This window comes from Streptomyces sp. yr375 (genome assembly GCF_900110755.1).
Taxonomy (GTDB): domain Bacteria; phylum Actinomycetota; class Actinomycetes; order Streptomycetales; family Streptomycetaceae; genus Streptomyces.
The window spans coordinates 178,486-205,067 of the sequence record NZ_FOFF01000006.1 but is presented as its reverse complement, the minus strand read 5'-3'; the positions used below and the strand labels follow the sequence as shown (position 1 = coordinate 205,067).

The window sequence follows — 26,582 nt, the reverse complement described above, 5'->3', positions numbered from 1 at the left end:
GGGCATGGATCTTGGACTGAAGGACCGGGTGTACGTCGTCACCGGGGCCACCCGCGGCCTGGGCAACGCCGCCGCGCGTGAGCTGGTCGCGGACGGCGCGAAGGTCGTCCTCACCGGGCGGGACGAGAAGCGCGTCGCCGACGCCGCGGCCGAGCTGGGGCCGAACGCGGTCGGGGTCGCCGTCGACAACGCCGAACCGCAGGCGGCGGCCCGGCTGATCGCCGCCGCGCGGGAGGCGTTCGGCGGGTTCGACGGGGTGCTGGTGAGCGTGGGCGGTCCGCCGCCCGGGTTCATCGCCGACGCCACCGACGAGCAGTGGCAGGCCGCGTTCGAGTCGGTGTTCCTGGGCGCGGTGCGGCTCGCGCGGGCCGCGGCGGCCGAGCTGACGGCGGGCGGGGTCATCGGGTTCGTGCTGTCGGGGTCGGTGCACGAGCCGATTCCCGGGCTGACGATCTCCAACGGGCTGCGGCCGGGACTGGCCGGGTTCGCGAAGTCGCTCGCCGACGAGTTGGGGCCCCGGGGGATCCGCGTGGTGGGGCTGCTGCCGGCCCGGATCGACACGGACCGGGTGCGCGAACTGGACGGCCTGTCGGCCGACCCCGCGGCCACCCGGGTCGCGAACGAGTCCCGGATCCCACTGCGGCGCTACGGGACTCCGGACGAGTTCGGTCGCGCGGCGGCGTTCCTGCTGTCTCCGGCCGCCTCCTACCTGACGGGGATCATGCTGCCGGTCGACGGCGGTATGCGGCACGGTTTCTGACGCCCCGCCGCCGCGAACCGCTCAACTGACCCTTTCCGCCTTGTGCTTGGCGCCCTTCATCCGCACCTCCGCCGGCAGTGCCGGCAGCGCGGCCGACTCCCTGGCGTGGGTCAGGGCCTGCGTCGTCAGGTGCTCCAGCGCCGTCGCCGGGTCCACGTGGGGTTCCAGGAGCAGGCGTACGCGGGTCTCGGGCGCCTCCCTGCGGCCCGTCAGGTGGACGTGGGCGTCGGCGACGCCGTCCAGCCGGCCCGCCTCGCCGGCGAGGACGCCCTCCAGGGCGCGGCCCCGCAGCAGCGCGCCCGCGCCGTCGCCCGTGTCGACGAGGACCTCGCCGAGCCGGCGGCGGCGCGAGGCCGCCGTCAGCCACCACAGGGCGAGCAGGACGACGAGCGCGAGGACGGCGATGACCGTCGGCCACCACCAGGCCTCGTCGCGCCAGCGGGTGCGCTCGGCGGTACTGAGGAGGCTGTCGTGGGGGCCTTGGTGCAGCCACCAGGACGGCGGGGAGGCACCCAGGCCCACGGCCAGCACCGCGCCGCCGACGGCGAGCAGCACCAGTCCGGCGACTGCGATGAGCACGCGGTTGACGGTACCGAGCATCGCCCTCACCCCTTCTTCCCGGGCCGCCGCACGTGCACCGACAGCGCGGGCGGCCGGGTCAGGCCGAGGCCGCGGACCGCGTCGGCGAGGACGGCTTCCAGGTCCTCGCGTACGTCGTCCAGGTCGCGGAAGTGCGAGACCGCGCGGACGTCGGCCCTGCGCCGGCCCGCACGCACGCGTGCCGACTGCACGCCGGCGACCTCCATGGCCCGGTCGCGCAGCACCAGCGCGGCTGCGCCGCGGTGCAGACCGGCGCGGACGTCGGGGTGGGTGCGGCGCATCGGCAGGACGTCCCGCAGGCCCGGGGTGACGGCCAGGACGATCAGCCACAGGCCGAGGGCCGCCGCGATCCCGGCGCCGACCAGCACCCAGATGTCGTCGAGGGGGCGTTCGGCGAGCTGCCGGGCGAGTCCGCGCCGCCAGGCCATGGCGGGCCGGTGGGCGCGGACGGCGACGACGTCGTAGAGGAAGACGCCCGCGACGCCAGCCAGCAGCGCCGCGACGACGGCGGCCGGGACGCGGCGCGCCGACCAGAACCGGTGACCGGCCGAGCCGGTGCCGCCGCCCTGCCCGCGGTCGACACCCCCCACGTCATCGGCGTTGCCCGTGCCGCCTGTGCCGCCCGTGTTGTCCGTGCTGTCCGTGCTGTCCGTGCTGTCCGTGGACTTGTCCAGAACGGGTGCCGTGCCGGTGCCCTGCAAGCCGCCGGGCTCGCTCATCGCGTCCTCCCGTGTGCCAGGCCGGGGGCCGCTGCCAGGTGCAGCCGTTCCACCTGGACGGCGACCTCCGGGACCGCCATTCCCACCAACGCGCCTACCCGCTGAGTGACCTGACGACGCACCTCGTGACAGCGGGCGCCGATATCGGTCGGGTAGTCGAGTTCCAGGTGGACTCCGACGTGCGCTGCGTCATGGTGGACGACGACGGTGGCGTGCGGGATCCCGGCCCCCGGGGGCAGCGGGCCCACCGCCTCGCGGGCGGCCTGCGCGGCGATCTTCGCCACGACCCGGTCGGCGATCCGGGTCGCGCCGCGCTCACCCGGGGGTACGGACATCGCGGTCACCGGCACCGTCACCGGCGCCGGTCGTCACGGGTGCGGGTGCGGGTGCGGAAGAAGTCGCCGAGTTCGAGGTCGCCCTCCAGGAGCCGGCCGACGACGAACCCGATGGCGCCGAGCGCCGCCACCAGCAGGAAGGCCCCGAACCCGCCGAAGTATCCGGCGAAGCCCAGCGCCATGCCGGCGATCATGCCGACCAAGGCCATGCTCAAGGTGCTCTCCTCTCGGCAGTGCTCTCACTGCCTCGTCGTCTGCCTCGTCGTCTGGCTCGTCTGCCTCGTCACTGGATCCGGGGTTCCGGCTCCTCGTCCTCTTCGTCGGGCAGTTTGACGTCGCTCACCGCGATGTTGACCTCGACGACCTCCAGCCCGGTCATCCGCTCCACGGCCGCGATCACGTTCTCCCGCACGGCCTGGGCGACGTCGGCAATGGCCACGCCGTAGTCGACGACGATCTCCAGGTCGAGCGCGGTCTGCACCTCGCCGACCTCGGCCTTCACGCCCCGGGTCACCGACTTCGAACCGCCGGGCACCCGGTCGCGGACGGCGCCGAAGGTGCGGCTGAAGCCGCTGCCCATGGCGTGGACGCCGAGTACGTCCCGGGCGGCGAGGCCCGCGATCTTCTCCACGACGCCGTCGGCGATGGTGGTCCGCCCGCGGGTCGCCGCGGCCCCGCCGCCGCGCCGGGCGGCCTTGCGTACCTGGAGCGGCTCGCTGCCGCCTTCGGGGGTCTGCGTCCGGTTCTGCTGTGTCGACTCGGTCATCGCCGTAGGTCCTCACGTCCGGTGTCGTTCGTCGTCCCTTCGACCACCGTAAGCGCGGTTGCCCGACCGCGCCCCGGGGATGCGGCAGGCTGGAGGAATGACGGCGGACGGATGGACGAGCGCGGTACGGCACGGACTGGGCCTCGGCAGGCTGCTCCCCCTGGGCGGGCCGCGCGACGGCGCGTGGATCACGGAGGCGGCGGCCGAGGAGGCGCTGCGGCGGGCGGTACGGGGTGTGAGGGGCGTGCGGCTGGGGGTGCTCCGGCTGGGTCCGGCGGATCCGGAGGGCGCGTACGAGCCCGCCGTGCCGGCCCCGCCGAGCGCGCTCGCGCCGGGGCCGCTGCGGGTGACGGCGGAGTGCGCGGCGGCGACGTCCGAGCCGCTGCCGACGGCGGCGGACCGGCTGCGGAGCGCCTTGGCGACGGCCGCGACGGAGCGGCTCGGGCTGGTGGTGACGGAGGTGGACGTACGGGTGACGGACCTGCTCGACGAGGACCCGCCGGCCCCGCACCACCCCGAGCGGGCGACTGAGCCGGTGCCGGGCGGCCCCGCGCTGTTCGGGGACGAGGCCCTGGCCGCCGCGGCGGCGCTGTCGGTGCCGGGGGTGACGGGCACGAGCGGCGTCCTCGGACGCGCGGTGCATCTGGAGGAGCGGCAGGACGTGACGGCGACCCTGCCGCGTCGCCACGCGCGCGTGGAGATCACGGTCGGCGCGGCCCACCCCACCGTGGAGGTGGCCCGCGCGGTCCGGGGCGCGGTGTCGGAGGCCCTGGCGGACCACCCGACGGTCGCCGTACTGGTGACGGCGGTCGGCTGAGGACCGCGGTCGGCCTCGGCGGTTACTCGCCGATGCCTGCCATGTCTCGTAGGCGGCGGGCCTGGGCGGCTCGTTCGGCGGCGCGCTGGTCGTCGTAGGTGCGGTCGGTGGCGCCGCGCAGGAGGGCCTTGGTCTCGATGACGGCCTCGCGGGGGGCGGCCAGGATCGCCGCGGCCAGTTCGCGGGTCGCCGTGTCGAGTTCGGCGGCGGGCACGGCGATGTTGGCGAGCCCGCAGCTCACCGCTTCCTCGGCGTGCACGAACCGGCCGGTCAGGCAGATCTCGGCCGCGCGGCCGTAGCCGACGAGGGAGACGAGGGGGTGCGTACCGGTCAGGTCCGGGACCAGGCCCAGGCTGGTCTCCCGCATCGCGAACTGCACGTCGTCGGCGACGACGCGCAGGTCACAGGCGAGGGCGAGTTGGAAGCCCGCGCCGACGGCATGGCCCTGGACGGCGGCGATGGACACGAGGTCGCTGCGTCGCCACCAGGTGAAGCCCTCCTGGAAGCCGGCGATGGTGGCGTCGAGTTCGGCGTCACCACTGCGCGCGAGGTCGATGAAGGACTGTTCGCCCTCGATCCCCTCGGGCGTGAACATCTGCCGGTCGAGCCCCGCGGAGAAGGACTTGCCCTCGCCGCGCAGGACGACCACGCGGACGGAGCCCGGCAGCAGCCGCCCGGCCTCGGTGAGCGCCCGCCACATCGCGGGGCTCTGCGCATTGCGCTTGGCAGGGTTGGCCAGCGTCACCGTGGCGAGCGTGTCGTCGACGGTGAGCCGTACGCCGTCCTTGTCGAGCAGGGGAACGAGTTCCTGGTCGGGCGTGGCCATGGGGCGCCTCCGATGGTGCGGTGCGGTCAGCTAGCGTCAGCTAAGTGACTGCACAGTAACCACCCGGCCGATCGGAAGACCGACCGGGTGGCCACCATCGAAGCCGATGGGCCGCCCCAAGTTCAGGACGAGGCGGCCTTCTTGCCTCGAGTCGCCCCGCCACGCCCACGAAGCGTGACGCCCGACTCGCTGAGCATCCGGTGCACGAAGCCATACGAGCGGCCGGTCTCCTCGGCCAGCGCTCGAATGCTCGCACCGGAGTCGTACTTCTTCTTCAGGTCTGCCGCGAGCTTGTCGCGCGCGGCGCCGGTTACCCGGCTGCCCTTCTTCAGAGTCTCGGCCACCCGTGCCTCCTCATGGGAAGTGCGCTCTGGTCTCCTCATGATCACCCCTCCGGGGCGGGATGGCCACCCATTCGGCAAGGTCCGTGCAACAGGGTTATGACGACAGGAGCACGTCCCCACAAGTGGAATCTGGAATTCCGCTCGATGGCGTACGTGGGGCCGAACGGGTTGTCGTGTGTCCTAGCAGGTCAGAGACGCGCGGCGGTGGATTCCTGGTGGAGCCAGGGATCCACCGCGAAATGGATGTAGGACACACCCCGGTACGAGGAGATCTCACACAGATGATGGATCACCGGTAGGCCGAATGATCCAGACGAATGATCCAATGCCGTGGATCACGCGTGGATCAGCTAGCGGATCAGGTTGTGGATCAGGTTGTGGATCAGATGCTGGATCGCCTGTTCGGTCAGGCGAGGGCGACCAGATCCGCGTAGTCGGAGCCCCACAGGTCCTCGACGCCGTCGGGCAGCAGGATGATCCGCTCGGGCTGGAGGGCCTCCACAGCGCCCTCGTCGTGGGTGACGAGGACGACCGCGCCCTTGTAGGTACGCAGCGCGCCGAGGATCTCCTCACGGCTGGCGGGGTCGAGGTTGTTGGTGGGCTCGTCCAGGAGGAGGACGTTCGCCGAGGAGACGACCAGGGTGGCGAGGGCGAGGCGGGTCTTCTCGCCGCCGGACAGGACACCGGCCGGCTTGTCGACGTCGTCCCCGGAGAACAGGAACGAGCCGAGCGTCTTGCGGACCTCGACGAGGTCGAGGTCGGGGGCGGCGGAGCGCATGTTCTCCAGGACCGTGCGCTCCGGGTCGAGGGTCTCGTGCTCCTGCGCGTAGTAGCCGAGCTTGAGGCCGTGGCCCTCGATGACCTCGCCGGTGTCGGGCTTCTCGGCGCCGCCGAGCAGGCGCAGCAGGGTCGTCTTGCCCGCGCCGTTCAGACCGAGGATGACGACGCGGGAGCCCTTGTCGATGGCCAGGTCGACGTCGGTGAAGATCTCCAGGGAGCCGTACGACTTCGACAGGCCCTCCGCCATGAGCGGGGTCTTGCCGCACGGCGAGGGCTCGGGGAAGCGCAGCTTGGCGACCTTGTCGGAGGCCCGGACCGCCTCGAGGCCTGCGAGCAGCCGGTCGGCGCGCTTGGCCATGTTCTGCGCGGCGACCGTCTTGGTGGCCTTGGCGCGCATCTTGTCGGCCTGCGAGTGGAGGGCCGCGGCCTTCTTCTCGGCGTTCTGCCGCTCGCGCTTGCGGCGCTTCTCGTCGGCCTCGCGCTGCTGCTGGTAGAGCTTCCAGCCCATGTTGTAGACATCGATCTGGGAGCGGTTGGCGTCCAGGTAGAAGACCTTGTTGACGACCGTCTCGACCAGGTCGACGTCGTGGCTGATGACGATGAAGCCGCCGCGGTAGGTCTTGAGGTAGTCGCGCAGCCAGACGATCGAGTCGGCGTCGAGGTGGTTCGTCGGCTCGTCGAGGAGCAGGGTGTCCGCGTCGGAGAACAGGATGCGGGCCAGCTCGACGCGGCGGCGCTGGCCGCCGGAGAGCGTGTGCAGGGGCTGGCCGAGCACCCGGTCGGGCAGGTTGAGCGCGGCGGCGATGGTGGCGGCCTCGGCCTCGGCGGAGTAGCCGCCCTTGGTGAGGAACTCCGTCTCCTGGCGCTCGTACTGGCGCATGGCCTTGTCGCGGGTGGCACCGCTGCCGTTGGCGATCCGCTGTTCGTTCTCGCGCATCTTGCGGATCAGGACGTCGAGGCCGCGCGCGGAGAGGATGCGGTCGCGGGCGAGGACGTCGAGGTCGCCGGTGCGGGGGTCCTGCGGGAGGTAGCCGACCTCGCCGGAGCGGGTGACCTGGCCGCCGGCGGGAATGCCCTCGCCGGCCAGGACCTTGGTCAGCGTGGTCTTGCCAGCGCCGTTGCGCCCGACCAGGCCGATGCGGTCGCCCTTGGCTACACGGAAGGAGGCGTTCTCGATGAGGATGCGGGCACCGGCGCGCAGCTCGATGCCGGAGGCGGAGATCACGGACAGACTCCAGGCGGGGTCGTTGGCGGGATGGGCGGCTGAGGACGTTCCCGCCGTCTAATGCGCGAGGAGAAGGGCCATGGGCCCCAGTCTAACGGGACCGTGCAAGCACTTCTTCTACGTTCGGGTGTTCGATCTGCGCGTACGGGTGTGCGATGCGTCGCCCCGGGACGCCCTGGGGGCAAGGCAGGGGCCGTTGTCAGTGGTCGCTGCGAGACTGGAACGCGGATGACAGATACGGCAGGTAAGTACGGCTGACAGGTACGGCTGACGGGTTCGGCAGTGGTCACGAGGGAGTGGTCGGCATGGCAGGCACGAACGGCGGGCGTCCCAGCATCTATCCGACGGTGTTGTACACCGACGCGAAGGCGGCGATCCGGCAGCTCACGGAGGCTCTGGGGTTCACGGAGCTGTCCGTGTACGAGGGCGAGGACGGCTCGGTGATGCACGCCGAGCTGGTGCAGGGCAACGGCGCGGTGATGCTCGGCTCGAAGGGCCGCGGCGGTGTCTTCGACACGGCGATGAAGGGCGCGGGCCCGGCCGGGGTGTACGTCGTGGTGGACGACGTGGACGCACACCACCGGCGGGCCGTGGAGCACGGCGCGGAGATCCTGATGCCCCCGACCGACCAGGACTACGGCTCCCGGGACTACATGGCCCGGGACATCGAGGGCAACCTCTGGAGCTTCGGCACGTACGCGCCGGAGATACAGGGCTGACGGCCGGGCCCCGAAGGCAGGGGCCGGGCGGCCGGGGGCTCAGCTACCCCCGGTGTGCACCTGGAAGGCGGCCCGGCGGACGGCCTTGGCCAGCGCCGGGTCGGGGTGCGCGGCGGCGAGCGCCACCAGCACCTGCACGGTGCGCGGGTGTCCGACGGCGCGCACCTCGGTCAGCAGGGCGGGCACGGTCGGCTGCAGCGCGGACTCCAGGTGGCGTACGAGCATCGGCGCCTCGCCGTGGTCGGCGACGGCCGCGGCGGTGTCGACCCACAGCCAGGTGGCCTCCTCCCGGGTGAGCACCTCGTGGGCGTCCTCCGGGTCGATGCCGTCGTGCTCGGCGAGCCACAGCAGCGCGTACGGCCGCAGCGCCGGCTCGTCGACGACCGCGCGGACGTCGGGCTCGGCGGGAGCGCCGACGACGCGCAGCGCCTCGAAGGCGAGACCGCGCAGCAGGGCGTCGTCACCGCGGGCGGCGAGCAGCAGTTCGGTGACGGCGCTGCCGACGGTCCGGGCGGCGAGCCAGGCGCGGTACTCGGAGCGGGCCGCGTTCGGGCGGAGCTGGGCGCAGCCGCGGAGCATGCCCTCGGCGGACTGCTCGATGTTCCCGGCGGGGCTCTGCGCGGCGACGCAGATCTGCTCCAGCTTGACCCACACCGCCCAGTTGCCCAGCGGGGTGAGCGTGGCCTGTCCGGCGCCGCAGGTGAGGGCGCCGACGGCGGCGAGGGCGTGCAGGGCCCAGTCGAGGAGGGGGGCGAGTTCGGCGTCCTGGGCGGGCTCCGCCGGGTCGGCGTCGGCGGCGAGGACCGGGGCGAGGGGGGTCGCGGGTTCGGCGCCGGCGTTGTAGGGGACCTCGCAGCGTTCGGTGCGCAGTTCGGTGACGCGCTGGCGCAGCAGGTCCAGGAGCTGTTCCACGGGGACGGGCCCGGCGGACAACTGGAGGAAGGAGAGCACCTGCGGCATGGCCGAGACGACCTCGGCGACGGCGGCGGGCTCCTGGTCACCGGGTTCCGGGGAGGCGAGCGACCAGGCGTCGAACAGGGCGACCCAGCCGCGCAGTACGGCGCTGTCGTCGCGGTCCCAGGCGCGCAGCCGCCAGCCGGGGCGGGCGCTGTCGCCGTGCACCTCGACGAGGCCGGCGAGCCGGGCGGTGTCCCAGTCGGCGCGGATCCGGTCGACGGTCAGGCCCAGGTCGGCGGCCGCCCGTTCGGCGGTCGGGTCGGACAGGGTGGCCTTGCCGTCGGTGGTCGCGGCGTCGCGGCCGGGGCCGAGGGCGTTGTCGGCCCAGCGGGCGACACGCGCGGCGGCGGCCAGTCCGGAGCGCGCCATTCTGGCCAGCTCCGCGGGTGCCGGGGTGCCCTCCGGCGGGCGGGGTGCGGGGCGGCGCGGGCGCCGCTCGTTCACGGCTGAGGGGGCGGCGGCCAGGGGTCGCGGGCGGACGAGTCGAAGCCTGGAGTCGCGCGGGATACGGGACGTCACGGGTGCAGTCTTCCGGTTGACGGTCCGAAAACCCAAACGGAATGTCACGGCGGGCTACGGGACTGGCCAACGCACGGGGTGCGCAGAGGGGTGCGGAGGCGTGTTCAGGCCAGTGGTACGGGCTTAAACGGAATGGTCGGGACCGGTCCTGACGCCCCGTCCCGGGCGTACCCGGGCAGGCCGGATCGGCGGCTCACATCAGGGGGGTGAGGAAGCGGCGGAGGGCTTCCTCGTAGGCCGCGGGGTCGGCGTTCCACATGGCGCCGTGCGCGGCGTGCGGGACGGTGTGCAGGGCGACCAGCTCGGGGCGGCGGTCGGCGAGGCGGCGGGAGAGGCTCCAGGGGGCGACGGTGTCGTCGGGGCCGTGGAGGATCAGCGTCGGGACCGTCAGCCGGGCCGGGTCGGCGGCCGGATCGCCGCCGGAGTTGCCGGAGCCGCCGGATCCGCCGGGGCCGCCGTGCAGGCCGGTGCGGCCCTCGGCGGCGCGGACGGCGAGCGGCAGCAGCGCGCCGGGGGTGTGCCGGGCGGCGGCGAGGGCGCGCAGGGTCGTCCGCCAGTCGAGGACCGGGGAGTCCAGCACGAGCCCGGAGACGAGGTCGCGCAGAGCGGAGTCGGCGGCGGCGCGCAGGGCCATGGTGGCGCCGGTGGACCAGCCGAGCAGCACGACGCGTTCGGCGCCGTGGCGCGCGGCGTGGCGCATCGCCGCGTCCAGGTCGCGCCACTCGGTCGCGCCGAGGTGGTTCAGGCCGTCCGGGGGGCGGGGTGCGCCCAGGTCGCCGCGGTAGGCGAGGGCGAGCACGGGGAAGCGGCGGCGGTGCAGGAAGCCCATGAGGTTCAGGGCGTGTTCGCGGGTGGCGCCCAGGCCGTGCACGGCGATCACCCAGGTGCGGCGGTCGCCGGGGACGAACCAGGCGGGCAGGTTGCCCAGTTCGCCGGGGATGTCGACGTCGGCGTGGTCGAGGCCGAGGGCGCTGCCGGGGTCGCCGACGTACAGGTTCGGGGTGAGCCAGACCGCGTCGCCGCGGTTCAGCGTGCCGTGGGTGACCCGTTCCAGGCGGCGTACGACGGTGTCGGCGGAGCGCGCGGCGGTGGGCAGGACGGCGCCGACGACCGCGTGGGAGCCGTTGCCTGCGAGGCCGTGGACGCCGGGGCGCAGGGCGGCCAGGTCACGGGTGAGGGTGATCCGGCCGGCGGCCGTGCCGTGCACGGTGAGCCGGGGTTCGGTCGGCAGCGGCCTGCCGGGCGGCGCCTTCAGCGCGGCGTCCCCGGCGAACCGGCCGACGGCGACACCGGCGGCGCCGGCGGCCAGAACTGCGGTGACGGCGGCAGCCGCCGCTTTGACAGTGCGCACCCGCCCAGTCTCCCGGCCGCGTGCCCACCCGGCCAGCGCTGCGGCCGGCTGGGTGACGCCCGGCGACGCGTGACGTCGGCGCTCACCCGACGCGTGACGGCGGTGCTCACTCCCCCGGGGAGGCCGGGTGCTGGCCGCAGCAGCGCAGCCGCTCGCCCGCCTCGGCGACCTGCTCCTCCGTCAGCAGGAGGGTGGAGGTGCGGCCGGGCCGGTGACGTGCGCACCGCGTGACGGCGGTGCGCACTCACCCGGGAAGCCGAGCTGCTGCCCGTAGCCGCGCAGCCGCTCCCCCGCCTCGGCGACCCGTTCCTCCGCCAGGAGGGCGGGGCTGCGGCCGGGCCGGTGACCTGCGGCGACGCGCTACCGCCGCGCTCACTCCCCCGGGGAGGCCGGCCGCTGCCCGTAGCCGCGCAGTCGCTTGCCCGCCTCCGTGACCTGTTCCTCCGTCAGGAGGGTGGGGGTTCGGCCCGGGAGGGACGAGGCTGTGAGCCAGAGTCGGGACATCCACTCCAGTTGGGCTGTGCGGTCGTAGGCCTGGTCGAGGGTGGTGCCGTAGGTGAGGGTGCCGTGGTTTTGCAGGAGGCAGCCGGTGCGGTCGGTGAGGGCGCGGAGCATGTTCGCGGCGAGTTCCTCGGTGCCGTACGTCGCGTAGGGGGCGACCCTGACGGGGCCGCCGAGGGCGCCCACCATGTAGTGGACGAGGGGCAGTTCGGTGACGAGGGTCGAGACGGCCGTGGCGTGCACGGCGTGGGTGTGGACGACCGCGCCGGCGTCGGTGCTGCGGTACACGGCGAGGTGCATGGGCAGTTCGCTGGTCGGGACCAGGGCGCCGAGCACCTGACGGCCGGTGAGGTCGACGCCGGTGACGTCGCCGGGGGTGAGCCGGTCGTAGGGCACGCCCGACGGTGTGACGAGCACGGTGTCGCCGACGCGCACGGAGACGTTGCCGGAGGTGCCGACGACCAGCCCGTCGGCCACTGTGCGGCGGGCCGTCGCCACGAGCGCCTCCCAGGCTCGCGCCTCCTCGGGAGCAGCCCGCCGTCCCTGCCGATGTCGCCGCTCGTTTCGCTGCTCAGCCATGTCACGATCCTGTCAGGGCACCAGGGAGACGGCACGGGCGGCGGACAGACACTCCTACGTCCACCTCAGTTCATCTTCCGTTCATTCAGGTTGCCTACGGTCAACCGGCCAATGACCTCGAACGATTGCCTGGGTAAATGGAAAACTTCTCGCTGATCCTCGCGATTGTGGTCGTCACCGCACTCGCGTTCGATTTCACGAACGGTTTTCATGACACCGCGAACGCGATGGCGACCACCATCTCGACCGGTGCTCTCAAGCCCAAGGTCGCGGTGGCCATGTCCGCCGTACTGAACCTTGTGGGCGCTTTCCTCTCCGTGGAGGTCGCCAACACGATCTCCAAGGGTCTCGTCGACGAGACCGGCATCCGTCCCGAGGTCATCTTCGCGGCGTTGGTCGGCGCGATCCTCTGGAACCTGCTGACCTGGCTGGTGGGCCTGCCCTCCAGTTCCTCGCACGCCCTCATGGGCGGCCTGATCGGCGCCACCATCGCCTCGGCCGGCGCCGGCGCGGTGCACGGCGACGCGCTGGTCACCAAGGTGCTGATCCCGGCGATCGCGGCGCCGCTCGTCGCGGGCGTCGCGGCGCTGCTCGCGACCCGCCTGTCCTACACCCTCGGCAAGAAGGCCGACGGCAAGGCCGCGGCGAAGGGCTACCGCGCGGGCCAGATCGCCTCGGCCGGCCTGGTCTCCCTCGCGCACGGCACCAACGACGCGCAGAAGACGATGGGCATCATCACCCTCGCCCTGGTCGCCGGCGGCGCCGTGGCCCCCGACTCCGACCCGCCCACCTGGGTCATCCTCTCCGCCGGTCTCGCGATCGCGCTCGGCACCTACCTCGGCGGCTGGCGCATCATCCGCACCATGGGCAAGGGCCTGACCGACCTTCAGCCGCAGCAGGGCTTCGCCGCCCAGACCAGCGCGGCCACGGTCATCCTGGCCTCCTCCCACCTCGGCTTCTCCCTCTCCACCACCCACTCGGTGTCCGGCGCGGTGATGGGCGCGGGCCTGGGCCGCAAGGGCGGGGTGGTCCGCTGGTCGACGGCGACCCGCATGTTCGTCGCGTGGGGCCTGACGCTCCCGGCGGCGGCCCTGGTGGGCGCGCTGGCCGAGTCGGTCACCGACCTGGGCGACTGGGGTACGGCGGTCGTGGCCGTGTTCCTGGTGGCCTCCAGTGCGGCGATCTGGAAGATCTCGCGGCGCGAGGTCGTCGACGCGTCGAACGTCAACGAGACCGACGAGAGCGGCAAGCGCGACGAGGCCGAGGAGTCGCCGGGTGTGGTCACCGCGGCCATCGCGGCGGTGACGCCGCCGCCGGCCGGCCCGGTCGCCGACGGCCTGACGGCCACCATCCCGTCCCCGGCCGCCACGTCCACCGAGCCCACGGCCGTCTGAGCCCGCCGACCCGGTCCGTACGAAGGAAGAGAAACAGCATGAAGATCGACTGGGCGGCCCTGGGCTCCGTCTTCGGCGTCAGCCTCGTGGTCACCGTGGGCCTCGTGACCCTGTTCACCCTCGGCATCATGGGCCTGTCCCGCCAGGAGCGGGCCACGGCCGAGGGCGGTTCGGCCGCCCTCGCGGTGACGGGCGCGTACGCGTGCTTCGCGGCCTGCGCGGCGGCGGTGGCGTACGGGATCTCCCTGATCGTCGCCTGACGCGCCACCCGAACACCCCCGGGGTGCGGGACGGATCACCGTCCCGCACCCCGTTCTCGTGGTTCCCCGGACCGCGCCGACCGCCTCTGTGTGGGCTTCTGCACACTCCAGCCTCGCAGGTCAACGGCAAGTTGACGGGTCTTCCGGGCCCGTGGTGGACTGCCCGAGCCATATACGGCGGCAGGAGAGGAAGCCGGTGCGAATCCGGCGCGGTCCCGCCACTGTCACCGGGGAGGAAACCCCGGGAGCCAGGAACTCTCGCCGCCGGTCTCGTCGAACCAGGGCGTGGACACCCTGAGTGAGGACATATCGCCATGCTCGGCTGCCGATCGAGGTTCAGTACCAGTACACCCTCCGACTCAGCGACCGGCTGAGCCGATGCGTGCCGATCGCGTCTTCGCGTACGGCGCCGCCGCCGGCCTTCTCGGCGACCACCTGCTCGGCGACCCGCGCCGCGGCCATCCGGTGGCCGTGTTCGGGCGTGCCGCGGAAGCCGTGGAGCGGGTGTTGTGGCGGGACCATCGCGGGTGGGGGGCGCTGCACACCGGGGTGTGCGTGGGCGGCGCCGTCGCCCTCGCGGCGGGTGCCGCGCACTGCGTACGGTCCTCCCGTGCCGCTTCCGTCGCCCTCACCGCCGCCGCCACCTGGGCCGTCGTCGGCGGGACCTCGCTCGCGCGCGAGGCGCGGGCCGTCGGGCGGGCGCTGGAGGCCGGGGACGTCGAAGGGGCCAGGGCGCGGCTGCCGCATCTGTGCGGCCGGGACCCGCAGGCGCTCGACGCCGACGGCGTCGCCCGCGCGGTCGTCGAGTCCGTCGCCGAGAACACCTCGGACGCCGTGGTCGGAGCCCTGGTGTGGGGTGCCGTGGCCGGGGTGCCGGGGCTGGTCGGGTTCCGGGCCGTGAACACGCTCGACGCCATGGTCGGGCACAAGTCGCCCCGGCACCGGCGCTACGGCTGGGCCTCCGCCCGCCTCGACGACCTGGCCGGCTGGCCGGGCGCCCGCCTCACCGCCGTCCTCGCAGCCGCCTCCGGCGACGATCCGCGAGGCGCGGTACGCGCCTGGCGCGCCGACGCCGCCAAGCACCCGAGCCCCAACGCCGGCCCCGTGGAGGCCTCCTTCGCGGGCGCCCTCGGCGTACGACTGGGCGGAACGCTGTCCTACGGCGGGCGCGTTGAGCACCGGCCGGTGCTCAACGCCCCGGGCCGCCCCGTGGCCGTACCCGACATCGAACGCGCCGTACGACTCTCCCGACGCGTCGGACTGCTCGCGCTCGGAGTCGGAATCGCCGGGCGGCTGCTCGCGAAGGGGCGTGCGTCATGACGGGTGGTGGTGGGCTGTTGGTGGCCGGTACCACCTCTGATGCCGGTAAGAGCGTTGTCACGGCTGGGATTTGCCGGTGGCTGGTGCGGCAGGGGGTGAAGGTCGCGCCGTTCAAGGCGCAGAACATGTCGCTGAATTCGTTCGTGACGCGTGAGGGCGCCGAGATCGGGCGTGCGCAGGCCATGCAGGCGCAGGCCTGCCGGGTCGAGCCGACCGCGCTGATGAACCCGGTGCTGCTCAAGCCCGGCGGCGAGCAGAGCAGCCAGGTCGTGCTGCTCGGGAAGCCCGTCGGGGAGCTCAGTGCCCGGGGGTATCACGGGGGGCGGCAGCAGAAACTCCTCGGAACCGTTCTCGACTGCCTCGCCGAGTTGCGGGGCACGTATGACGCGGTGATCTGTGAGGGGGCCGGCTCTCCCGCCGAGATCAATCTGCGGCGGACCGACATCGTGAACATGGGCATCGCGCGGGGCGCGCGGCTGCCCGTGCTCGTCGTCGGCGACATCGACCGCGGCGGGGTCTTCGCGTCGTTCTTCGGGACGGTCGCGCTGCTCTCGCCCGAGGACCAGGAACTCGTCGCCGGGTTCCTCGTCAACAAGTTCCGCGGGGACGTCTCGCTGCTGGAGCCGGGCCTCGACATGCTGCTCGGGCTCACCGGGCGGCGGACGTACGGGGTGCTGCCGTTCCGGCACGGTCTCGGCATCGACGAGGAGGACGGCCTGCGCGTCTCGCTGCGCGGGACCGTGCGGGAGTCGAACACCGCCCCGCCCGTCGGCGAGGACGTGCTGCGGGTCGCGGTCTGCGCCGTCCCGCTGATGTCCAACTTCACCGACGTGGACGCGCTGGCCGCCGAACCGGGCGTCGTCGTGCGGTTCGTGGACCGGCCCGAGGAACTGGCCGACGCGGACCTGGTCGTCGTACCGGGGACCCGGGGGACCGTGCGCGCCCTGGAGTGGCTGCGCGAGCGCGGCCTCGCCGACGCCCTGCGCCGCCGGGCCGCCGAGCGGCGGCCCGTCCTCGGCATCTGCGGCGGGTTCCAGATCCTCGGCGAGCACATCGAGGACGACGTCGAGAGCCGGCTCGGGCAGGTCGACGGGCTCGGCCTGCTGCCCGTGCGGGTGCGGTTCGCCCGCGAGAAGACCCTCACCCGGCCCGTGGGGGAAGCCCTCGGCGAGCCGGTCGAGGGGTACGAGATCCATCACGGGGTCGCCGAAGTCACCGGCGGCGAGGCCTTCCTGGACGGCTGCCGGGTCGGCTCCGTCTGGGGCACGCACTGGCACGGCTCGCTGGAGTCGGACGGCTTCCGGCGGGCGTTTCTGCGCGAGGTGGCGGCCGCCGCGGGCCGGCGTTTCGTGCCCGCCGCCGACACCTCGTTCGCCGCGCTGCGCGAGGAGCAGCTCGACCGGCTCGGCGACCTCATCGAACAGCACGCGGACACCGACGCGCTCTGGCGGCTCATCGAGTCGGGCGCGCCGCAAGGACTGCCTTTCATTCCACCGGGAGCGCCCGCATGAGCACTGTGTTGTTGTTGTCGACCGCCGACACCGATCTGCTGGCGGCCCGCGCCGCCACCGGCGCCGACTACCGGATCGGCAACCCGACCAGAGTGGACGTGGCACAGGAGCTGCCCGGTCTGCTCGACGGCGCGGACCTCGCCGTCGTACGGCTGCTCGGCGGGAAGCGGGCCTGGGAGGACGGGCTCGCCGCGCTGAAGGCGTCCGGTGTGCCGACGGTGCTGCTGGGCGGCGAGAGCGTCCCGGACGCGGAGTTGATGGCCGAGTCGTCGGTGCCCGCCGGGGTGGTGGCGGAGGCGCTGCGGTATCTCGTCGAGGGCGGGCCGGCCAACCTGACCGAACTCGCCCGGTTCCTCTCGGACACCGTGCTGCTGACCGGCGAGGGGTTCGTCGAGCCGCAGAAGATGCCCGAGTACGGCGTACACGGCGAGCGGGCGGCCGTCGAGGGGCGGCCGACCATCGGGGTGCTGTTCTACCGGGCCCACGAGCTGAGCGGCAACACCGGCTTCGTGGACACGCTGTGCGACGCGATCGAGGCGAAGGGCGCCAACGCCCTTCCCGTGTACTGCGGTTCGCTGCGCGGCGCGGACCCGGAGCTGTACGAGATCCTCGGCAAGGCGGACGCGCTGGTCGCCACGGTGCTCGCGGCCGGCGGCACGCACGCCTCGCAGGCCTCGGCGGGCGGCGACGAGGAGGCCTGGGACATCGGGGCCCTCGCCGACCTCAACGTGCCGGTGCTGCAAGGGCTTTGCCTCACGTCGTCGAAGAGCACGTGGGAGGCGTCCGACGCGGCGGTCTCCCCCATGGACGCGGCGATGCAGGTCGCCATCCCGGAGTTCGACGGCCGGATCATCACCGTCCCGTTCTCGTTCAAGGAGCAGGGCCCGGACGACGTCCCGGTGTACGTCGCCGACCCCGAGCGGGCCGGCCGGGTCGCCGGAATCGCCGTACGGCACGCCCGGTTGAAGTACAAGCCGAACGCCGAGAAGAAGCTCGCGCTCGTCTTCACCGCCTACCCGACCAAGCACTCACGGGTCGGCAACGCGGTCGGCCTGGACACGCCCGCCTCGGCGATCCGGGTGCTGGACGCGCTGCGCGACTCGGGGTACGGCGTCACCGAACACCCCGACAACGGCGACGAGTTGATCCATCGGCTCATCAACGCCGGTGGCCACGACGTCGAATGGCTCACCGAGGAGCAGTTGGCCGCCGCGCCCGCGCGGGTGCCGCTCGCCGACTACCGGGCCTGGTTCGACCGGCTCGACCCGCAGCTCAGGGACGGCATGCTGGAGGCGTGGGGCGAGCCGCCGGGCACCCTCTACGTCGACGGCGACGACATCGTGCTGGCCTCCCTTCAGTTCGGGAACGTCGTCGTGATGATCCAGCCGCCGCGCGGCTTCGGCGAGAACCCGATCGCGATCTACCACGACCCCGACATGCCGCCGTCGCACCACTACATGGCCGCCTACCGGTGGCTGGAGGCCGCGCCGTCGGACGGCGGCTTCGGCGCGGACGCGATCGTGCACATGGGCAAGCACGGCACGATGGAGTGGCTGCCGGGCAAGGGCCTCGGGCTGAGCGGCGGCTGCGCGCCGGACGCCGTCCTCGGCGAACTCCCGCTCGTCTACCCGTTCATCGTCAACGACCCCGGCGAGGGCACCCAGGCCAAGCGGCGCGGGCACGCCACCGTCGTCGACCACCTCGTCCCGCCGATGGCGCGCGCCGACACCTACGGCGACCTGGCCAAGCTGGAGCAGCTCCTCGACGAGTACGCGCTCGTCTCCGACCTGGACCCGACGAAGGCGCCGGCGGTGCGCGCGCAGATCTGGACGCTGGTGAAGGCGGCCGAGCTGCACCACGACCTGCACGTCGACGACCAGCCGGACGACGAGGCGTTCGACGAGTTCGTCATGCACATCGACGGCTATCTGTGCGAGATCAAGGACGTGCAGATCCGGGACGGGCTGCACATCCTCGGCGGCGGTCCGGTCGACGAGGCGCGGGTCAACCTCGTGCTGGCCGTGCTGCGCGCCTCGCAGGTGTGGGGCGGCGCGGCGAACGCCCTGCCGGGGCTGCGGGCCTGCCTCGCCGAGCACTTCGGCCTGGTCGAGAAGGAGTTGCTCGCCGAGCCGGGCGCGCCGGTGAAGGCGCCGGTGGAGCTGACCGACCTGGTCGACGGGCCGGCCCGGTCGGCGGCCGACGCGATCGACCTGCTGGAGCAGTTGTGCCGCCGGTTCGCGGAGGGCATGGAGCAGCGGGGCTGGCAGACGGCCGCCGTGCCCGCGCTGGTGCGCGAGGTCGTGGGTACCGAACTCCCGGACGCCGTCGCGGTGTTGGAGTTCGCCTGCACCGAGGTCGTACCGCGGCTCGCGAAGACGACCGACGAGATCGACCACATCCTCAAGGCCCTGAACGGCGGTTACGTCCCGGCCGGCCCGTCGGGCTCCCCGACCCGCGGTCTGGTCAACGTCCTGCCGACCGGCCGCAACTTCTACTCGGTCGACCCCAAGGCCATCCCGTCCAGGCTGAGTTGGGAGGTGGGCCAGGCGCTCGCCGACTCGCTGGTGCAGCGCTACCTCCAGGACAACGGGGAGTACCCGAAGTCCGTCGGTCTGACGGTCTGGGGCACGTCCGCGATGCGCACCCAGGGCGACGACATCGCCGAGATCCTCGCGCTGCTGGGCTGCCGCCCGGTGTGGGACGACGCCTCGCGCCGGGTCACCGGCTTCGAGGTGGTGCCGGTGGCGGAGCTGGGCCGCCCGCGTATCGACGTCACGGTCCGCATCTCCGGGTTCTTCCGCGACGCGTTCCCGCACGTGGTCGGGCTGATCGACGACGCGGTGCGGGCGGTGGCCGAGCTGGACGAACCCGCGGACTCCAACTACGTGCGCGCCCACGTCGACGAGGACACCGCCGAGCACGGCGACCGGCGGCGCGCGAGCGCCCGTATCTTCGGCTCCAAGCCGGGGGCGTACGGGGCCGGCCTGCTCCCGCTGATCGACGCCCGCAACTGGCGCAGCGACGCGGACCTCGCCGAGGTCTACGCGGTGTGGGGCGGTTACGCGTACGGGCGCGGGCTGGACGGCCGGGCGGCGCGCGGGGACATGGAGACGGCGTTCAAGCGGATCGCGGTCGCGGCGAAGAACGTGGACACGCGCGAGCACGACCTCGTCGACGCCGACGACTACTTCCAGTACCACGGCGGCATGGTCGCCATGGTGCGGCACCTGACGGGCGCCAACCCCGAGGCGTACGTGGGTGATTCGGCGACCCCGGACCAGGTGAAGACGCGCACGCTCGGCGAGGAGACGCACCGCGTGTTCCGCGCCCGGGTGGTCAACCCGCGCTGGATGGCGGCCATGCGACGGCACGGCTACAAGGGCGCCTTCGAGATGGCGGCGACGGTCGACTACCTCTTCGGGTACGACGCCACGGCGGGGGTCGTGGACGACTGGATGTACGAGAAGCTCAGCGCGGAGTACGTGTTCGACCCGGAGAACCGGGACTTCATGAAGAAGTCCAACCCGTGGGCGCTGCGCGGCATCACCGAGCGGCTCCTCGAAGCCGCCGACCGCGGGCTGTGGGCGGAGCCGGACGCCGACACGATCGAGCGGCTGCGCGCCACCTACCTGGAGCTCGAAGGCGACTTGGAGGGTGACGAGAAGTGAGTACTCCTTTCCCGTTCACGGCCGTTGTCGGTCAGGACGATCTACGGCTCGCGCTGCTGCTGAACGCCGTGTCGCCTGCGGTGGGCGGTGTGCTGGTGCGGGGCGAGAAGGGCACCGCCAAGTCGACGGCGGTGCGGGCGCTTTCGGCACTGTTGCCCGCGTTGGAGGTCGTCGCGGGCTGCCGGTTCTCGTGCGACCCGGCCTCTCCGGACCCCGCGTGCCCGGACGGGCCGCACGAGCGGGCGTTCGAGACGCGGGCGTCGCGGATGGTCGAACTGCCGGTCGGGGCTTCCGAGGACCGGCTCGTGGGCGCGCTGGACATCGAGCGGGCGCTCGCGGAAGGCGTCAAGGCGTTCGAGCCGGGGCTGCTCGCCGACGCGCACCGGGGCATCCTCTACGTCGACGAGGTCAACCTCCTCCACGACCACCTGGTCGACCTGCTGCTGGACGCGGCGGCGATGGGTGCCTCGTACGTCGAACGCGAGGGCGTCTCCGTACGGCACGCCTCGAAGTTCCTGCTCGTCGGGACGATGAACCCCGAAGAGGGCGAGCTGCGGCCGCAGTTGCTCGACCGGTTCGGGCTGACCGTCGAGGTCGCCGCCTCGCGGGAGCCCGACCAGCGGGTGGAGGTCGTACGGCGGCGGCTCGCCTACGACGACGATCCGGGCGGGTTCGCCGAGCGATGGGCCGACGAGGAGAGCGCCGTACGGCAACGGATCGTCGCCGCACGGGAGTTGTTGCCGTCCGTGCGGCTCGGGGACGGGGCGCTGCGGCAGATCGCGGCCACCTGCGCCGCGTTCGAGGTGGACGGCATGCGCGCCGACATCGTCATGGCGCGGACGGCGACCGCGCTGGCGGCCTGGGCCGGGCGCACCGACGTGCTCGCCGAGGACGTACGGCAGGCGGCGCTGCTCGCGCTGCCGCACCGCAGGCGTCGTAATCCCTTTGACGCGCCGGGACTTGACGAGGACAAGCTCGACGAGACGCTGGAGGAGTTCGCCGGCCCCGGCGAAGGCGACAGCGGGGGCGGCAGTGAGGGCGAGGGTGACGAGGATCCGGATCCCGACGGGCCCGGTGACGGTGGGCAGCCCGCTCCGGACTCCGGTCCGCAGGGGGGTGGCGACACCGCCGCGCGGCCCGAGGCCGGGCAGGACGGGGAGCCGCAGGCCTCCGGTGCCGGGGAGCGGCCCGCCGCCCGGGCCGCCGAGCCGTACCGTACGAAGGTGCTCAGCGTGCCCGGGATCGGTGAGGGTGCCGCCGGGCGGCGTTCGCGGGCGCGCACCGAGCACGGGCGGACGACGGGTGCGCGGCGGCCCCGAGGGGCCCTGACCAAGCTGCACCTGGCGGCGACCGTGCAGGCCGCCGCGCCGCATCAGCGGGCGCGGGGGCGTTCCGGGCGGGGGCTGGTCGTCCGCCGGGACGATCTGCGGCAGGCGACCCGGGAGGGGCGGGAGGGGAACCTCGTGCTGTTCGTGGTCGACGCCTCGGGGTCCATGGCCGCCCGGCAGCGGATGAGCGCCGTGAAGGGCGCCGTGCTGTCGCTGCTGCTCGACGCCTACCAGCGGCGGGACAAGGTGGGCCTGGTGACGTTCCGGGGGGCGGCGGCCGATGTGGCGTTGCCGCCGACGTCCTCGGTGGACGCGGCGGCCGTCCGGCTGGAGTCGCTGCCGACCGGGGGGCGGACGCCGCTCGCCGCCGGGCTGCTCAAGGCGCACGATGTGCTGCGGGTGGAACGGCTGCGGGATCCGGCGCGGCGCGCGCTGGTCGTCGTGGTGACGGACGGACGGGCCACCGGTGGGCCCGAGCCCGTCGCGCTCGCGGGGCGGGCGGCTCGGCTGTTCGCCGCCGAGGGGGTCGCGTCGGTGGTCGTGGACTGCGAGTCCGGGCCGGTGCGGCTGGGGCTCGCGGGGCAGCTCGCGGGTGAGCTGGAGGGTACGGCGGTGACGCTCGACGAGTTGCGGGCGGACTCCATCGCCGGGCTGGTCAGGAACGTGCAGGGGACTTCCAGGAGGGCCGCGTAATGCCGCAGGGACAGCCGAGTGTCGTACCCGACGACGGCCTGACGACTCGTCAGCGGCGTAATCGGCCGCTGGTGGTCGTGCACACCGGGATCGGCAAGGGGAAGTCCACCGCCGCGTTCGGGCTCGCGCTGCGCGCCTGGAACCAGGGGTGGCCGATCGGGGTGTTCCAGTTCGTCAAGTCGGCGAAGTGGAAGGTCGGCGAGGAGAACGCCCTGCGGGTGCTGGGGGCCAGCGGTGAGGGCGGGACCGTGGACTGGCACAAGATGGGCGAAGGGTGGTCGTGGGTGCAGCGCGACTCCCAGATGGACAACGAGGAGAAGGCCCGCGAGGGCTGGGAGCAGGTCAAGCGGGATCTTGCCGCCGAGACCTACAAGCTGTACGTGCTGGACGAGTTCGCCTATCCGATGCACTGGGGGTGGGTCGATGTCGATGAGGTCGTCTCCGTGCTGCGGGACCGTCCGGGGACGCAGCACGTGGTCATCACGGGGCGGAACGCGCCCGAGAAGCTCGTCGAACTCGCGGATCTGGTGACCGACATGTCCAAGGTCAAGCATCCGATGGACGCCGGGCAGAAGGGGCAGCGGGGGATCGAGTGGTGAATCCGTCATGACGTCCTCCTCCCCGTCCTCCTCCCCGTCCTCCTCCCCGTCCTCCTCCCCGTCCTCCTCCCCGTCCTCCTCCCCGTCCTCCTCCCCGTCCTCGTCCTCCGTCCCTCGGCTGGTCATCGCCGCGCCGTCCTCCGGCAGCGGCAAGACCACCGTCGCCACGGGGTTGATGGCCGCGTTCGCCGCGCGGGGGCTCGCCGTGTCCCCGCACAAGGTCGGGCCGGACTACATCGACCCCGGGTACCACGCGCTCGCGACCGGGCGGGTGGGGCGCAACCTCGACGCGTATCTGTGCGGGCCGGAGTTGGTCGGGCCGTTGTTCGCGCATGGGGCGCGCGGGTGCGATCTGGCGATCGTCGAGGGTGTGATGGGGATGTTCGACGGGGCCGCCGGGGAAGGTGAACTGGCGTCCACCGCCCATGTGGCGAAGTTGCTGCGGGCGCCGGTGGTGCTCGTCGTGGACGCCTCGTCGCAGTCGCGGTCCGTCGCCGCGCTGGTGCACGGGTTCGCTTCGTGGGATCCGGAGGTACGGGTCGGGGGCGTGATCTTGAACAAGGTCGCGTCGGATCGGCATGAGGAGTTGTTGCGGGAGGCGTTGGAGTCGGCCGGGGTGCCGGTGTTCGGGGTGTTGCGGCGGGTGGCTCAGGTGGATACGCCTTCGCGGCATCTGGGGTTGGTGCCGGTCGCCGAGCGGGGCGCTGCCGCTGTGGAGGCCGTTGCGGCTATGGGGGCGCAGGTTTCCCAAGGGTGTGATCTTGAGGGGCTGTTGGGGTTGGCTCGGGGGGCGGGGGGGTTGTCCTGTGCGGCTTGGGATGCGGGGGAGGCGCTTGTTTCTTCGCCCCCGCCGCCCCTTCCCGTCCCGTCCCTGGGGGCTGCGCCCCCAGACCCCCGCTTTCGGCCCGAAGGGCCTCGTCCTCAAACGCCGGACGGGCTGAGAACAACCGGCCCGGACTGCAAAGTCACCGTTGCCGTCGCCGGTGGGGCTGCGTTTTCGTTCTCCTATGCCGAGCACAGTGAGTTGCTTGGTGCCGCCGGGGCCGATGTCGTTGTTTTTGATCCGTTGCGGGATGAGCAACTGCCTGATGGTACGCGGGGGTTGGTCATCGGGGGTGGGTTTCCCGAGGTGTATGTCGAGGAGTTGGCGGGCAACGAGGCGCTTCGTAAGGCCGTTGCCGAGTTGGCGTTGAGCGGGGCGCCCGTTGCCGCCGAGTGTGCGGGGCTGCTGTATCTGTGCCGCGAGCTGGACGGGCAGCCGATGTGCGGGGTGCTGGACGCCGGTGCCCGGATGACGGGGCGGCTGACGCTGGGGTATCGGGACGCCGTCGCCGTGAGCGACAGTGTGCTCGCCGTGACCGGGACGCGGATGCGGGGGCACGAGTTTCACCGGACCGTCGTCGAGCCCGGCTCGGGGGCGGCGCCCGCCTGGGGGATGCGGACCCCGCAGCGGCGGGTCGAAGGTTTTGTGGAGCGCGGTGTGCACGCGAGTTATCTGCACACGCACTGGGCGTCCGAGCCCGGTGTGGCCCGTCGGTTCGTGGAGAGGTGCCGGACGTCATGAGCAGCAAGCTGGTCGGAGTCGGGGTGGGTCCCGGGGATCCCGAGCTGGTGACCGTCAAGGGCGTCAACACGCTCCGGGCCGCCGATGTCGTCGTCGTCCCCGTGATGGACAGCGGTGAGCGGGGGCGGGCCGAGGCCACCGTTCTGCATTACGTGCCCGAGGACAAGGTCGTCCGGGTGGTGTTCGCGTTGAACGAGCGGACCGACCGGGCGCGCCGGGAGGCCGCCTGGGACGCCGCCGGTGAGCGGGTCGCCGAGCTGCTGCGGGAGCACGGGACAGTCGCCTTCGCGACCATCGGGGATCCCAACGTGTACTCCACCTTCACCTATCTCGCGCAGACCATCGTGGAGACGGTGGCGGGGACCGTGATCGAGACCGTGCCCGGGATCACCGCCATGCAGGATCTCGCCGCCCGGTCGGGGGCCGTCCTCACCGAGGGCACCGAGCCGTTGACGCTCGTGCCGGTGACCGCCGGTTCCGCCGTGCTGAAGGACGCGCTCGCCGGGCCGGGGACCGTCGTCGCCTACAAGTTCGGGCGGCAGGCCGCCGAGGTCGCCGAGGCGCTGCGGGAGACCGGGCGGATCGGGGACGCCGTGTGGGGGTCGGCGCTCGGGCTGCCGGAGGAGTCCGTCCGGCCGGCCGCCGAGCTGGACGGCGAGCCGCTGCCCTACCTGTCGACGCTCATCGCTCCCGCGCGGCGCGCGGGCGGCCGGGGCGGCAAGCTGTGAGTCGCCGCCGGACGTCAGCTCGCCAGGCCCACCACCAGCCAGATGAAGGCCGCGCCCGCGATCGTGCACAGCACGGTCGAGCGGGCGGGGTGGTCGTGATGGGCCTCGGGCAGGATCTCGGCGGCCGCCAGATACAGCAGCGCGCCGCCGAAGAAGCCGAGATAGCCGCCGAGCAGTTGCTCCGGGATGGTGACGAAGGACGTCGACAGCGCGCCCAGCACCGGGGCCGCCGCGTCCGCGAACAGCATGGCCACGGCCTTGCGGCGGGCGTTCCCGTACAGGCTGGTGATCGTGTAGGTGTTGAAGCCGTCCGCGAAGTCGTGGGCGATCACCGCGAGGGCCACCGCGGCTCCCATGCCGCCGCCCACCTGGAAGGCCGCGCCGATCGCGACGCCGTCCATGGCGCTGTGGCCGACCATCGCCGCGGCCGCCGTCAGGCCGACCTCGGGGGTCCGGCCGTCGCGGATCCCCTGGGGCGCGCCGGTGTCGCGGGGGCCGCCGCGGTCCTCCGCCGCGCCGTGCGCGGCCTGGCGCAGGGCCAGCAGGCGTTCCACCAGATGGGCCAGCAGGAAGCCCGCCACGAAGAGCAGGAGCGCGGCGGGGACGCCGAAGACTTCCGTGCCGGCCGCGTGCAGGGCCTCCGGCAGCAGATCCAGGCCGACCACGCCCAGCATCAGGCCGCCTGCCAGGCCCAGCACCAGGTGGCGACGGTCGGTCACGCGTTGCGCCGTCCAGCCGCCGGCCAGCGTCATGAGGAACGCGCCGAGCGCGACGAAGACCGCCATACGCCCTTCGTATCCGATCGACCCCCGGCCGCGCACATCCGGCCCCTGCCCTGACCGCCGTCGATATCCCCGTCATGACCTGTTGTGAACCGCTGTGAGAGGACCTGAACCCATGGCCGATGCCCCCACCGGCAAGGTGACCTTCGTCGGTGCCGGCCCCGGCGCCGCCGACCTGCTGACGTTCCGTGCCGCGCGCGCCATCGCCGAGGCCGACGTCGTGATCTGGGCCGCGAGCCTGGTGCAGGCCGAGGTTCTCGAGCACGCGGGCGAGGGCGCGGAGATCCTCGACTCGGCCACGATGTCTTTGGAGGACGTCGTCGCCGTGTACGAGCGGGCGCGCCGGGAGGGGCTCAAGGTGGCCAGGATCCACTCCGGCGACCCGGCCCTGTGGGGCGGTACGCAGGAGCAGCTCGACCGGTGCGACGAGATCGGCGTCGACACCGAGATCGTCCCCGGCGTCTCCTCGTTCTCCGCCGTCGCCGCGCTCGCCCGGCGCGAGCTGACGATCCCGGAGGTCGCGCAGTCCGTCGTCCTCACCCGGCTCGGCGGCGGCAAGACGCCGATGCCGCCCGGCGAGGAGGTCCGCGAGTTCGCCCGGCACGGCACGACCATGGCGATCTTCCTGTCGGCCGCCCGCAGCGGGCAGTTGGTGCGGGAGCTGCTGGAGGGCGGCTATCCGACGGGCACCCCGGTCGTCATCGCCTACCAGGCGACCTGGCCGGAGGAACTGGTCGTGAAGTGCACGATCGAGACGCTGGAGGAGACGGTGAAGGAGCACAAGCTCTGGAAGCACACCCTCTTCCTGGTCGGCCCGGCCCTCGACGCGCACGGCACCCGCTCGCACCTGTACCACCCCGGCCACTTCCACGGCTACCGCAAGGCCGACCCGGCGGCCCGCCGGGCGCTGCGCGAACGGGGTGCGAGTACGTGAGTC

General features: G+C 73.0%; 26 protein-coding genes and 1 riboswitch. Of the genes, 13 read left to right on the top strand and 13 right to left on the bottom strand.

What is annotated here, in order from left to right:
• Positions 1 to 4 precede the first annotated feature (4 nt).
• A complete protein-coding gene (locus BMZ82_RS09590; RefSeq protein ID WP_093773747.1) occupies positions 5 to 760 on the top strand; it encodes an SDR family oxidoreductase in 756 nt (251 codons plus the stop codon).
• A gap of 21 nt (positions 761 to 781) precedes the next feature.
• Here BMZ82_RS09590 and amaP read toward each other — a convergent pair whose 3' ends face one another.
• The 5 genes from amaP to BMZ82_RS09565 form a co-directional block, all read right to left on the bottom strand.
• Positions 782 to 1,369: an alkaline shock response membrane anchor protein AmaP gene (gene amaP / locus BMZ82_RS09585; RefSeq protein ID WP_093773745.1), complete on the bottom strand. Its 588-nt coding sequence runs from the start codon at positions 1,367 to 1,369 to the stop codon at positions 782 to 784.
• A complete protein-coding gene (locus tag BMZ82_RS09580) occupies positions 1,366 to 2,079 on the bottom strand; it encodes a DUF6286 domain-containing protein (RefSeq protein ID WP_093773743.1) in 714 nt (237 codons plus the stop codon). The genes amaP and BMZ82_RS09580 overlap by 4 nt, the downstream gene beginning before the upstream one ends.
• The gene (locus BMZ82_RS09575) at positions 2,076 to 2,414 is read right to left on the bottom strand and encodes an Asp23/Gls24 family envelope stress response protein (protein WP_093773883.1); all 339 of its coding nucleotides are present in this window, start codon (positions 2,412 to 2,414) and stop codon (positions 2,076 to 2,078) included. The genes BMZ82_RS09580 and BMZ82_RS09575 overlap by 4 nt, the downstream gene beginning before the upstream one ends.
• Before the next feature lie 17 nt (positions 2,415 to 2,431).
• Positions 2,432 to 2,629: a hypothetical protein gene (locus BMZ82_RS09570; protein ID WP_093773741.1), complete on the bottom strand. Its 198-nt coding sequence runs from the start codon at positions 2,627 to 2,629 to the stop codon at positions 2,432 to 2,434.
• Between the two features lie 68 nt (positions 2,630 to 2,697).
• Complete coding sequence (locus BMZ82_RS09565; RefSeq protein ID WP_093773739.1) at positions 2,698 to 3,180, bottom strand: Asp23/Gls24 family envelope stress response protein; 483 nt, start codon at positions 3,178 to 3,180, stop codon at positions 2,698 to 2,700.
• Between the two features lie 97 nt (positions 3,181 to 3,277).
• Here BMZ82_RS09565 and BMZ82_RS09560 point away from each other — a divergent pair, with 97 nt between their 5' ends.
• Entirely contained in the window at positions 3,278 to 3,997 is a 720-nt protein-coding gene (locus BMZ82_RS09560; protein WP_093773737.1) for a nucleopolyhedrovirus P10 family protein, read from the top strand.
• Positions 3,998 to 4,019: 22 nt separating this feature from the next.
• Here BMZ82_RS09560 and BMZ82_RS09555 read toward each other — a convergent pair whose 3' ends face one another.
• The 3 genes from BMZ82_RS09555 to abc-f all read right to left on the bottom strand — a co-directional run bounded on the left by BMZ82_RS09555 (position 4,020) and on the right by abc-f (position 7,172).
• Positions 4,020 to 4,823, bottom strand: coding sequence for an enoyl-CoA hydratase/isomerase family protein (locus BMZ82_RS09555; RefSeq protein ID WP_093773735.1), 804 nt, complete (start codon positions 4,821 to 4,823; stop codon positions 4,020 to 4,022).
• A 122-nt stretch (positions 4,824 to 4,945) separates the two neighbouring features.
• Positions 4,946 to 5,167 (bottom strand): helix-turn-helix domain-containing protein, encoded by a 222-nt coding sequence (locus BMZ82_RS09550; protein WP_004002281.1) that lies wholly within the window; start codon positions 5,165 to 5,167, stop codon positions 4,946 to 4,948.
• A 406-nt stretch (positions 5,168 to 5,573) separates the two neighbouring features.
• Positions 5,574 to 7,172: a ribosomal protection-like ABC-F family protein gene (gene abc-f, locus BMZ82_RS09545; RefSeq protein ID WP_093773733.1), complete on the bottom strand. Its 1,599-nt coding sequence runs from the start codon at positions 7,170 to 7,172 to the stop codon at positions 5,574 to 5,576.
• A gap of 305 nt (positions 7,173 to 7,477) precedes the next feature.
• Between abc-f and BMZ82_RS09540 the strand changes: the two genes are divergently transcribed.
• Positions 7,478 to 7,891 carry a VOC family protein gene (locus tag BMZ82_RS09540; RefSeq protein ID WP_093773881.1) on the top strand — a complete coding sequence of 138 codons (414 nt, stop codon included), beginning with the start codon at positions 7,478 to 7,480 and terminating at the stop codon, positions 7,889 to 7,891.
• A 39-nt stretch (positions 7,892 to 7,930) separates the two neighbouring features.
• On the opposite strand, the gene BMZ82_RS09535 is transcribed toward BMZ82_RS09540, so the two are convergent.
• The 4 genes from BMZ82_RS09535 to BMZ82_RS09525 form a co-directional block, all read right to left on the bottom strand.
• Complete coding sequence (locus BMZ82_RS09535) at positions 7,931 to 9,367, bottom strand: hypothetical protein (RefSeq protein WP_177244439.1); 1,437 nt, start codon at positions 9,365 to 9,367, stop codon at positions 7,931 to 7,933.
• A 193-nt stretch (positions 9,368 to 9,560) separates the two neighbouring features.
• Positions 9,561 to 10,718: an alpha/beta hydrolase family protein gene (locus BMZ82_RS09530; RefSeq protein ID WP_093773729.1), complete on the bottom strand. Its 1,158-nt coding sequence runs from the start codon at positions 10,716 to 10,718 to the stop codon at positions 9,561 to 9,563.
• A 106-nt stretch (positions 10,719 to 10,824) separates the two neighbouring features.
• On the bottom strand, positions 10,825 to 10,962 hold the full coding sequence (locus BMZ82_RS40620) for a hypothetical protein (RefSeq protein WP_177244438.1): 138 nt from the start codon (positions 10,960 to 10,962) through the stop codon (positions 10,825 to 10,827).
• A 128-nt stretch (positions 10,963 to 11,090) separates the two neighbouring features.
• Entirely contained in the window at positions 11,091 to 11,798 is a 708-nt protein-coding gene (locus BMZ82_RS09525; RefSeq protein ID WP_093773727.1) for a class II aldolase/adducin family protein, read from the bottom strand.
• A gap of 137 nt (positions 11,799 to 11,935) precedes the next feature.
• Here BMZ82_RS09525 and BMZ82_RS09520 point away from each other — a divergent pair, with 137 nt between their 5' ends.
• From BMZ82_RS09520 to cobI, 9 genes are all read left to right on the top strand, one after another.
• Entirely contained in the window at positions 11,936 to 13,192 is a 1,257-nt protein-coding gene (locus BMZ82_RS09520; RefSeq protein ID WP_093773725.1) for an inorganic phosphate transporter, read from the top strand.
• A gap of 38 nt (positions 13,193 to 13,230) precedes the next feature.
• Positions 13,231 to 13,452 (top strand): hypothetical protein, encoded by a 222-nt coding sequence (locus tag BMZ82_RS09515; protein WP_093773723.1) that lies wholly within the window; start codon positions 13,231 to 13,233, stop codon positions 13,450 to 13,452.
• 138 nt (positions 13,453 to 13,590) lie between these two features.
• Positions 13,591 to 13,733: riboswitch (cobalamin riboswitch) on the top strand.
• 97 nt (positions 13,734 to 13,830) lie between these two features.
• Entirely contained in the window at positions 13,831 to 14,772 is a 942-nt protein-coding gene (locus BMZ82_RS09510; protein WP_093773721.1) for a cobalamin biosynthesis protein, read from the top strand.
• Entirely contained in the window at positions 14,769 to 16,283 is a 1,515-nt protein-coding gene (locus tag BMZ82_RS09505; RefSeq protein WP_093773719.1) for a cobyric acid synthase, read from the top strand. Before BMZ82_RS09510 ends, BMZ82_RS09505 begins: the two co-directional genes overlap by 4 nt.
• Complete coding sequence (cobN, locus tag BMZ82_RS09500; RefSeq protein ID WP_093773717.1) at positions 16,280 to 19,951, top strand: cobaltochelatase subunit CobN; 3,672 nt, start codon at positions 16,280 to 16,282, stop codon at positions 19,949 to 19,951. The genes BMZ82_RS09505 and cobN overlap by 4 nt, the downstream gene beginning before the upstream one ends.
• A complete protein-coding gene (locus tag BMZ82_RS09495; protein WP_093773715.1) occupies positions 19,948 to 21,972 on the top strand; it encodes a putative cobaltochelatase in 2,025 nt (674 codons plus the stop codon). The genes cobN and BMZ82_RS09495 overlap by 4 nt, the downstream gene beginning before the upstream one ends.
• Positions 21,972 to 22,571 (top strand): cob(I)yrinic acid a,c-diamide adenosyltransferase, encoded by a 600-nt coding sequence (gene cobO, locus BMZ82_RS09490; RefSeq protein WP_093773713.1) that lies wholly within the window; start codon positions 21,972 to 21,974, stop codon positions 22,569 to 22,571. The genes BMZ82_RS09495 and cobO overlap by 1 nt, the downstream gene beginning before the upstream one ends.
• A gap of 7 nt (positions 22,572 to 22,578) precedes the next feature.
• On the top strand, positions 22,579 to 24,135 hold the full coding sequence (locus BMZ82_RS09485) for a cobyrinic acid a,c-diamide synthase CobB (RefSeq protein ID WP_093773711.1): 1,557 nt from the start codon (positions 22,579 to 22,581) through the stop codon (positions 24,133 to 24,135).
• Positions 24,132 to 24,863, top strand: a complete 732-nt coding sequence (cobI, locus tag BMZ82_RS09480; RefSeq protein ID WP_093773879.1) for a precorrin-2 C(20)-methyltransferase — start codon at positions 24,132 to 24,134, stop codon at positions 24,861 to 24,863. The genes BMZ82_RS09485 and cobI overlap by 4 nt, the downstream gene beginning before the upstream one ends.
• Before the next feature lie 14 nt (positions 24,864 to 24,877).
• Here the strand turns inward: cobI and BMZ82_RS09475 are convergent, their stop codons facing one another.
• A complete protein-coding gene (locus BMZ82_RS09475) occupies positions 24,878 to 25,648 on the bottom strand; it encodes a ZIP family metal transporter (protein ID WP_093773709.1) in 771 nt (256 codons plus the stop codon).
• Positions 25,649 to 25,760: 112 nt separating this feature from the next.
• Between BMZ82_RS09475 and cobM the strand changes: the two genes are divergently transcribed.
• A complete protein-coding gene (cobM, locus tag BMZ82_RS09470) occupies positions 25,761 to 26,579 on the top strand; it encodes a precorrin-4 C(11)-methyltransferase (RefSeq protein ID WP_093773707.1) in 819 nt (272 codons plus the stop codon).
• The last annotated feature ends 3 nt before the right edge of the window (positions 26,580 to 26,582 follow it).